Genomic DNA, 2,688 nt, shown 5'->3' with positions numbered 1-2,688 from the left:
GGTGCCGGCCGCGGACGATCTCCGCGGCCGGCCCGCCGGGCGGGGGAGCGCCAAGCACCGACGATTCCCCAGCGACGACGCATGGAACGATGACGCGTCAGCCACGAGGAGGCGGCCATGAGTACCCCCATGTCGAGCGAGTTCGGACTCGCTTCCCTGCCCGCTCACTTCCACGGGTTCGCGCTGATGCACATCGCGATGCGCCGTGACGCCAGGCGGCTGCTCGCCGCCGCGCCCCGGCTCACCCAGGCCGGGCTCGGCGCGGCCGGTCTGTGGTGGCAGCAGCTGCGCGACATCATCGACTGGCACCACCGCAGCGAGGACAATGTCCTGTGGCCCGGACTGCTGCGCAGAGCACCGGAGTTCTCCGCCCAGGCCCGTCAGCTCGGTGACGACCATGTGGTGCTCGACCGGGCCATGGAGGCGGTCACGGCCGCGCTGCGGCCGGGCGGCGATCTGCCCGCCGTCGGTCTGGCCGCTACCCGCTTCGACTCCGTCCTGCGTGATCATCTGCGGGACGAGGAGGCGGTGTCCTTCCCCGTCTTCGCGCGGCTCGTGCCGGACGAGTATCTGGCGGTCGAGCGCAAGGTGATCGCCAGCGCTCCGTTCAAGGTCATGACGCAGCTCCAGCCCTGGATGTTCGACGGCGCGGACAAGTGGTCGGTGGCTCATGTCGCCGCGACGATTCCGCCGCCCGTGCGGCTGATCGGCAATACGGTGTTGCGCAGGCGGTACGAGAAGACCCTCGCCGGAGTGATGCGGCCCTCCTGAGAGCCGCACCGGCCATGACCGCCCAGCCCCGCCCAGCCCAGCCAACAACCGGATGAGGAAGCCCGATGGAGACCCTTCCCGCAGCCGCCGGCCCCGTGCTCACCGCCGCCACCATCGGTACCGGGCTGATGGCGGGGCTGTACTTCAGCTTCGACGTGGGAGTCATGCCCGCCCTCGCACGCCGTGACGACCAGACGTATGTGACCGTCATGCGGAAGATCAACGGCGTCCTCGACAACAGCGCGCTGTTCGGCCTGCTGTTCGTCGGAGTGTTCCTCGCCACGGGTGTCGCCGCGGCCCTCCAGCGCCGTCTGGGACGGCCGGACGCCGCGCGCTGGACCCGGACGGCCTTTGTGCTCTACGGCGTCTCCGTCGCCGTCACGATGTGCGTCAACATCCCGCTCAACCGCATGCTGGCCCGTGCCGGCGCACCGGCGTCGAGTCCCGACTTCGGTGCTCTGCGCGGCCGGTTCGAGCGGCCGTGGACCTCGGCCAACATCGCGCGCACGGTGGCCTGTACGGCGGCGCTCGCCGCCCTCGGGCGTGCGCTGGTCCTGCACAACAGGGCGGCGATCGCGCAGTCCTGACCCTGACCCGCCCCTCAGCCCGCCCCTGACCTGTCTTTCAGCCTGACCCGCCCCTCGATCTGCCCTGCCCCGGGCCGTCCGGCCCGCCCCGAACTGCGCCCGTCCTCCCAATCGTTCCCCCGCGGGGAGGGCGGGCGCACCACCTCGATCCCCCGCCCCGCCTGAGACGGATCCGTTGAAACCGGTGACCATTCATACGGGGTCGTCTAAGGTGTGATGTCATGGACACACTTACAGGTCTGCTCGAAGGTCCGAAGGCCCGCGGCGCGTTCCTGCTGAAGTCGGTCTTCAATCCTCCGTGGTCCCTCCGGGTCGAGGACCGGGCGCCGATCTCCGTGGTCACCATGGTGCGCGGAGACGCCTGGGTCCTCCCCGACAAGGGACATCCCGTACAACTGCGCCCGGGCGATGTCGCCGTGGTGCGCGGCCCCGACGCGTACACCATCTCCGACCGGCCGGAGACGGACGTACAGATTGTTGTGGGACCCGAGCAGCGCTGCAACACCACCGAGGGCGAGGACGTCACCGAGACGATGGCGCTGGGCGTACGCACCTGGGGCGACGACAGCAGGGCCGGCGCATCGGTGATGCTCAGCGGCACCTACCAGGCGCCCAGCGAGATCGGCCGGCGGCTGCTCGCCGCCCTGCCCGTACTGCTGGTACGGCCCGCCGAGGCGGGCGACAATCCGCTCGTCCAGATCCTCGCCCAGGAGATCAGCAAGGACGAGATCGGCCAGGAGCTGGTCCTCGACCGGCTGCTGGACCTGCTGCTGGTGAGCGTGCTGCGCACCTGGCTCGCGGTGCCCGAGTCGGGCGCGCCCGCCTGGTACCGCGCCCAGAGCGACCCGGTGGTCGGCCCAGCGCTGCGGCTGCTGCACGAACAGCCCGGCAAGGCCTGGACGGTGGCCTCGCTCGCGGACACGGTGGGAGTCTCCCGCGCCGGTCTCGCCCGCCACTTCACCACGCTCGTCGGTGAGCCGCCGATGGCGTATCTGACGGGCTGGCGGCTCACCCTCGCCGCGGACCTGCTGCGCGAGCCGGACGCGACGGTGGCGACGGTGGCGCGGCGGGTGGGCTACAGCGGCGCGTTCGCGCTGAGCGCGGCGTTCAAGCGGGTACGGGGGGTGAGCCCGCAGGAGTTCCGCAAGGGGGGCCAGGGCGAGCCGCTGCAACGGCTGAGCGCGCCGACGCAGACGGTGGTCCTGGACCGCTGAACGCCTCCCGGCCGGGGGCGTGGTTCTGGGGTGCGTTTGGGCTGGGGCCGGTTTTTGGGTGCGGGTTTCGTGTGCGGCACAAATCACGCTTCAGTGTCCGGACACGCACCTCCTCC

Annotated in this window: 3 protein-coding genes; all 3 read left to right on the top strand. The window is 71.1% G+C overall.

The features are described from left to right. Positions 1-117 precede the first annotated feature (117 nt). The 3 genes from GA0115259_RS35920 to GA0115259_RS35910 all read left to right on the top strand — a co-directional run bounded on the left by GA0115259_RS35920 (position 118) and on the right by GA0115259_RS35910 (position 2,572). Positions 118-771 (top strand): hemerythrin domain-containing protein, encoded by a 654-nt coding sequence (locus GA0115259_RS35920; protein ID WP_093604603.1) that lies wholly within the window; start codon positions 118-120, stop codon positions 769-771. 65 nt (positions 772-836) lie between these two features. Then, complete coding sequence (locus GA0115259_RS35915) at positions 837-1,358, top strand: anthrone oxygenase family protein (RefSeq protein ID WP_093604601.1); 522 nt, start codon at positions 837-839, stop codon at positions 1,356-1,358. 221 nt (positions 1,359-1,579) lie between these two features. Then, positions 1,580-2,572 (top strand): AraC family transcriptional regulator, encoded by a 993-nt coding sequence (locus GA0115259_RS35910; protein WP_093604599.1) that lies wholly within the window; start codon positions 1,580-1,582, stop codon positions 2,570-2,572. Positions 2,573-2,688: the final 116 nt, after the last annotated feature.

It is taken from the genome of Streptomyces sp. MnatMP-M17 (genome assembly GCF_900091995.1).
Taxonomy (GTDB): domain Bacteria; phylum Actinomycetota; class Actinomycetes; order Streptomycetales; family Streptomycetaceae; genus Streptomyces.
The sequence above is the reverse complement of the archived record's forward strand: the minus strand, read 5'-3'. Positions and strand labels throughout refer to the sequence as shown.